Genomic DNA, 6,640 nt, shown 5'->3' on the forward strand with positions numbered 1-6,640 from the left:
TAGCCTTACAGAGATATAAAGCTCGACCACCGCTGGGAGTCACCCTCTGCAAAGGATTGTGTATGTCGCTCGCTATTGTTCACACTCGTGCGTGTCTTGGTGTAGAAGCACCGCCCGTAACGGTTGAAGTTCACCTATCCAATGGACTACCTGGCCTTGCCATTGTCGGGCTACCAGAAGCCGCGGTTAAAGAGAGTAAAGACCGGGTCCGCAGCGCCCTGCTAAACAGCCATTTGGAGTTTCCGGCCCGTCGCATTACCGTTAACTTGGCCCCTGCTGATTTACCCAAAGAAGGTGGGCGTTACGACTTAGCCATAGCCATGGGTATCCTGGCGGCCTCAGGGCAAATACCCTGCGATACGCTCAGCCAGTATGAATTTATCGGTGAGCTGGCGCTATCGGGCCAGTTGCGGGAAGTCAAAGGTATTCTACCCGCCGCACTCGCTTGCCATAAAGCGGGTCGACGCTTAATTGTTGCCCATGAAAATGGGGGCGAAGCAGCATTGGCAGGTAACCGAGACACTTTGATCGCCGACAACTTACTGCGTGTCTGTGCCCATTTACACAATCGTGAACACCTGCATTTCGCCCAGCTTCCCCACGATTTATCACCCCCAGCGCCCCCCGAGCTAGCGGACGTACGAGGTCAAGAACACGCCAAACGTGCTCTGGAAGTTGCCGCCAGTGGCGGTCATAATTTACTCATGTACGGCCCGCCAGGTACGGGTAAAACCATGCTCGCCAGTCGCCTGCCAGGTATTTTACCCCCCATTGAAATGCGCGATGCGATGGACATTGCGGCCGTGTATTCAGTGTCTGGGTCTTTGGCTCCCGCTTGGCGACAACGGCCATTTCGTGCCCCACACCATACAGCATCAGCCCCAGCGCTGGTGGGCGGCGGCAGTAATCCGCAACCGGGGGAGATTTCTTTAGCCCACGGTGGGGTTTTGTTCTTGGATGAACTCCCGGAATTTCAGCGCCACGTATTGGAAGTGCTGCGCGAGCCCATGGAAAGTGGTGAAGTACGCATTGCCCGAGCCCGGGCACAAACACGATATCCGGCGCGCTTTCAGCTCATTGCGGCCATGAATCCATGCCCCTGCGGGTATTTTGGTGATAATGACAGCCGTTGCCACTGCACCCCTGACCAAGTTAGACGTTACCGAGGCAAAATATCTGGACCACTGCTAGACCGTATCGATTTACATGTACCCATTGCCGCAGTTCTACCCACTGAGCTCCATAAAGCACCTCCTGGAGAGTCGAGCAAGGTGGTCCAGCAACGGGTCAATAAAGCGAGGGGGATTGCACTGACCCGACAAGGGAAAAGCAACAGTGAACTCTCCGCGAAAGAAATCGAGCAATACTGCCAGCTCAGTGATACCGACCACTCTTTTTTAGCGCGTGCAGTGGAGAAGCTCAACCTATCAACCCGTGCTTACCACCGTGTGTTAAAGGTTGCACGAACGCTGGCGGATATGACAAACAGTGAACAGATTGAACGCCCTCAGTTAGCTGAGGCCCTCAGTTTCAGGGGGCTGGATCGGGGCTAGCTACACACTGACATCATTATTGGTTTCAGTCTTACTCGCCAGCACGCTCTCAAGCGATAGCCCTTTTATGACTTTAATCAGACGTGAGTAAGCATGGGGGGCACAAAGAAAATAGCCTTGCATTTGGTCACACCCCTCTTCCGCTAACCACTTTTGCTGGCTGGCCGACTCTACCCCCTCGGCCACCACAACCTTACCGAGGTTGTGAGCGAGGTTAATCATGGCGGACACCAAGCGCCTTTCGCTTCGGCGACGCAGTAAATCGGCCATAAATTGAGAGTCAATTTTCAATGCTGCGATAGGTAAGCGTTGCAGGTGTAAAAAAGAAGAACTACCCGTGCCAAAATCATCTAGGGCAAAGGTCACACCGAAGTAAGACAGCGGCCGCATGCACAAGCTGACCATATCAATGTTCTCCATCAATGCCGTTTCGGTCAACTCGAACTCAATAAAGTTGGGGTTGGCACCTGTTTCGGAGAAAATATTCGCCACATTCTGCACCATCGCCTCGTCGCGAAACTGACGCGCCGATAAGTTTATGGCCATTTTAATGTCGATACCGCAATCGTCCTTCAGTCGCTGTAAATCTTCGCAAGCACGGCGAATAACCCAATAACCGATGGTAAAAATCAAACCGGTATCTTCAGCGATGGAAATAAAATTGTGGGCACTGAGAATACCTTTTTGCGGATGATTCCAGCGCAGCAGTGCCTCCAACGCCACCACTTTACCGCTGCGAACGGAGAACCGGGGCTGGTACTCCAGATACAGCTCACTGTTATCTACCGCACGACGCAGGTCTTCTTCCAGGCTCAGGCGGTAGCGGACATCTCTGTTCATCTCTTCGGTAAAAAAGCGGAAATTACTGCCCTCTACCTGCTTCGCCTGGTACATCGCTAAGTCTGCACTTTTAAGCAAGGCATCCGCACTACGGCCTGCCTCGGGGTATGAGGCAATACCGACACTACAGCCCACTTGCAACTGGTAGCCATTTATCTCGTAGGGAGCACTGATTTGCTCAATAATTTTCACCGCCAAGTGGGCGATATCCGAGGAGCTTTCGACGTTGAGCAGCAACAGAGTGAATTCATCACCTCCCATACGGGCCATAGAGTCGCTGCGCCTCAGCAATTGCTGCAATCTCTCAGCGCACATACGAATCAAGCCATCGCCGATATCATGTCCGTATCGGTCATTGACGATTTTAAAGTCGTCCAAGTCAATGAACATCAAGGCAAAACGCATGTTATCGCGGGTGGCAATTCTTATCGCGCTTTCTAGGCGATCGCGAAACAATACTCGATTAGGGATGTCGGTAAGGGGGTCATGGTGAGCCAGGCGCGCCAGATATTGTTCGGTGCGTTTGCGCTCCAGAGAATAGCGTAAAGAACGCTCCAGGGCGGCTGGAGTCACACTGTCGAGAGTCAGATAATCTGCCGCCCCGGAAGGAATGGCTTCACGATCGAGAACATCGTTCATCTGCGCCGAAATCACAATAACCGGAGCGGGACAAAACTGATTTTTAACGGAGCTTAGTAGATCTCTGCCACGCTCGGAGATTTCATCCATGCACAGTAGACCCAACTCATACTCGCCACTCAGTAATGTCACCAGAGCATCATCCAGTGATACATTCGCCACAAGTCGATACTGGCCGGGGGCTACGTCATCCAGCCAAGCAATGATGTGTTCGGCGAGCTCTTCGTCACCGTTGAGCAGCAGAACGCCGATGCTCGTTGCCATGAATTTTCCCTACCCGTTTTGCAAAGTCCGTCTCAATCCAATTCAATTTATGCGCTAACGCTTATTTTTATTTAAAATCAGATACATACTTCGCTATCAGCCTACCCGTTATAGCGTTTGCCCAGCCTGCTGCAGATTGCGCCTAAATCAACAAAGAATCCGTAACCTGCAAACATACACTATAGCTAGCAAAATTGCACAAAATTAACTCAATCTCAGCACCGTCACGAGCATTTCTTATCCCCTAGAGCCTTTGGTACAATGCGCAATTCGTCCGCCGCGCCCAATCCGATGTAGCCCAGAGGCCCCGTGACCCGACTCAATCCCCGTCAAAGTGAAGCCGTCCATTACGTGGATGGCCCCTGCCTGGTGCTGGCCGGTGCAGGTTCCGGTAAAACTTCCGTCATTACCCGTAAGATCGCCTATTTGATCGAAACCTGTGGCATCCCAGCACGTCATATCGCCGCGTTAACCTTCACCAATAAAGCCGCCCGCGAAATGAAAGAGCGTGTCGGTAACCTGGTGAAAGGCAAAGCCGCCCGCGGCTTAACGGTGTCCACCTTCCATAATCTAGGGCTGAATATCATCCGTCGGGAAGCAAAGACCCTGGGTTTCAAACCGGGCTTCTCAATCTTCGACGCTGAAGATGCCCGCGCTCTGCTCAAAGAGCTGATGCTTAAAGACGGTGAACTGGACAGCGATCATTTGGATATGGTGCAACACCAGATATCCAACTGGAAAAACGACTTAACCACCCCCGAAACCGCCGAAAGCTTAGCTCAAAGCCCAGCCGAGCTCACCATGGTGCGAGTGTACGAACGCTATAACCAGGCGCTGCGAGCCTACAATGCCGTAGATTTTGACGATTTGATTCTCGTCCCGGTCCATTTATTTAACACCAAGCCCGAGGTATTGGCCCGCTGGCAGCGCAAAATCCAATACCTGCTCGTCGATGAGTACCAAGACACCAACTCCAGTCAGTACCTGCTGGTGAAGCAGCTGGTAGGTGGCCGCAATGCGCTGACAGTGGTGGGGGATGATGATCAGTCCATTTACGCCTGGCGCGGTGCGCGGCCTGAAAACATGGTGCTGCTGAAAGAGGACTTTCCTAGCCTTCACCTGATTAAACTCGAGCAAAACTACCGCTCTACCAGCCGCATTTTGCGTGTGGCTAACCATCTGATTGCCCACAACCCCCACGAATATGACAAAGCTCTGTGGAGCGAGATGGGACTGGGTGACGAGATTCGGGTACTCAAATGCGCTAACGAAGAGGCCGAGGCCGAGCGAGTCGCCACTGAGATTCTCGCCAGCAAACTTCGTTCTGGCGGGAAATTCAGTGATTACGCGATTTTATATCGTGGCAACCATCAGGGCCGACTGATGGAAATTAAACTGCAACAGCACCAAGTTCCCTACAAAATCAGCGGCGGTTCTTCCTTTTTCGGTAAAACCGAAATCAAAGATGTGATGTCTTACCTGCGCCTGCTGGTCAACCCGGATGACGATAACGCTTTCTTGCGAATTATTAACACTCCGCGACGACAAATTGGCACCAGCACGCTAGAAGCGCTGGGGCGTTTTGCCAGTGAAAGGCACATCAGCCTCTATACCGCTACCGACGATATTGCCTTGCAACGACACATACCCAAACAAAACCTGGAACGGCTGAGAACCTTCCGCGACTGGATTGAGCGAGTGCTGGCAAAATGTAACGGCCCAGACCCCGTCGCAGCCATTGAGCAGATGTTAGACGATATAGGCTATGAGGCCTGGTTACACCAGAATGCCTCCAGCGCTAAAGCGGCTGAAAAGCGTATGGATAACGTCCGCTATCTGGTGGACTCTATCCGCACAATGCTAGAGCGCGGTGATGATGGCGACGCTATTACCATGGAAGACGCTATCAGTAAGCTGGTGCTGCGAGATCTTTTAGAGCGCCAGGAAGAAGAAGACACGCTTGATCAAGTGCAACTCATGACACTGCACGCCTCCAAAGGGCTCGAATTTCCTATCGTCTATTTAGTGGGAATGGAAGAAGAGCTTCTGCCCCACCGCAATAGCATTGAAACCGATAATATTGAAGAAGAGCGCCGCCTCGCTTACGTGGGGATTACCCGGGCCCAACGCACTCTGGTGATGACTCTGGCCGGTAAGCGCAAACAGTATGGGGAAATTTCCGAAACCACCCCCAGTCGTTTTATCAGCGAATTACCCCAAGATGATATCGCTTACGAAGGTTTTACACCCGCTACCGCCGAACAAGTGAAAGCCACCGGCGAGCAGACTCTGACAAGCCTGTTAAGCATGTTTGATTAAAGAGTGTACAGCTTTTAACAAAGCCACCGACACAGGCCGCCCTGCAAAAACCAAAAAACCCGCTTTTGCGGGTTTTTTGGGTGGGATTCAGCAAAAATGATTACTGGCTATTTTCCACTATATAATCAACCGCTGCCATCACCTCTTCATCCGAGCAGGTGGTGCACAGGCCTTTCGCAGGCATCGCGTTAAAGCCGTTTATCGCATGGTTGTGCAAAGTATCCATACCCTTGGCAATTCGATCAGCCCAAGCCGCCGGATCACCGTACTTAGGAGCGCCGGCAACACCAGCACCATGGCAAGTGTTACAACTGCTGTTGTACACCTCTTCTCCCGAGCGCGGGCCACTGCTGGCTGCCGCTACAGGCGCAGCAGCGCAATCGTCTCCTGCCATACAAAGAGTGCCCGCAGGCGCAATGCGCTCGGAAATTTCATCTTTCACAGCGTTAGATTGACTAAACGCAAAAGCAGAGGCGGCCAGCCCCACTCCCAGTGCGACCATCAGGCCGAATACTTTTTTCGCTTGGCTCACGGTTAAGAGTCCTCTGTTGATTGGCAGCTTCGTCGCTGCACTATTCTCAGGCGCGCCATTATAGCCAGAAACAAGGCTCAAGGTGAACAATCAACCAGTCGGCATAGACGTTCACAAGCGAGGCTAGTAGAATGCGCCTCCTTAATTGATGCTAAGGTCGCCTCGGTATCAATTCTACGCCCCTATCGTTCGGACGCGTAAAGCCATCGCTTCAACGCCCGGCTTTATTGCCCCTGCAGGGGAATCGGCTTGGGTCGGCCCCGGGCAAAGTGTAGGGCGCAGCTTGCGCTACTACGTGTTACACGCTGGCGCTGATCCAGCTCATAATCAGTTATACGCACCCGTAGCTCAGGTGGATAGAGTAGCGGTTTCCGAAGCCGTTGGTCGCAGGTTCAAATCCTGCCGGGTGCGCCATTTTTTCTATTTTGAGATGCACCCTGGATTTCCGGCCCCCGAGCACAGCTCGGCGGCGTTCAGCTGCGCACAAAGCTAG

At 52.6% G+C, this 6,640-nt stretch carries 4 protein-coding genes and 1 tRNA gene; 3 read left to right on the forward strand and 2 right to left on the reverse strand.

Features of this window, described 5'->3' with window-relative positions:
- Positions 1-62 precede the first annotated feature (62 nt).
- Complete coding sequence (locus tag D568_RS0117865; protein WP_020210980.1) at positions 63-1,553, forward strand: YifB family Mg chelatase-like AAA ATPase; 1,491 nt, start codon at positions 63-65, stop codon at positions 1,551-1,553.
- Here D568_RS0117865 and D568_RS0117870 read toward each other — a convergent pair whose 3' ends face one another.
- A complete protein-coding gene (locus D568_RS0117870; RefSeq protein ID WP_020210981.1) occupies positions 1,554-3,296 on the reverse strand; it encodes an EAL domain-containing protein in 1,743 nt (580 codons plus the stop codon).
- A 309-nt stretch (positions 3,297-3,605) separates the two neighbouring features.
- On the opposite strand from D568_RS0117870, the gene rep reads away from it, so the two are divergent.
- Positions 3,606-5,615, forward strand: a complete 2,010-nt coding sequence (gene rep, locus D568_RS0117875; RefSeq protein ID WP_020210982.1) for a DNA helicase Rep — start codon at positions 3,606-3,608, stop codon at positions 5,613-5,615.
- Between the two features lie 100 nt (positions 5,616-5,715).
- Here the strand turns inward: rep and D568_RS0117885 are convergent, their stop codons facing one another.
- On the reverse strand, positions 5,716-6,147 hold the full coding sequence (locus D568_RS0117885) for a c-type cytochrome (RefSeq protein WP_020210984.1): 432 nt from the start codon (positions 6,145-6,147) through the stop codon (positions 5,716-5,718).
- A gap of 337 nt (positions 6,148-6,484) precedes the next feature.
- On the opposite strand from D568_RS0117885, the gene D568_RS0117890 reads away from it, so the two are divergent.
- A tRNA-Arg gene (locus D568_RS0117890) sits at positions 6,485-6,561 on the forward strand.
- The last annotated feature ends 79 nt before the right edge of the window (positions 6,562-6,640 follow it).

It is taken from the genome of Gilvimarinus chinensis DSM 19667 (assembly GCF_000377745.1).
Lineage (GTDB): Bacteria > Pseudomonadota > Gammaproteobacteria > Pseudomonadales > Cellvibrionaceae > Gilvimarinus > Gilvimarinus chinensis.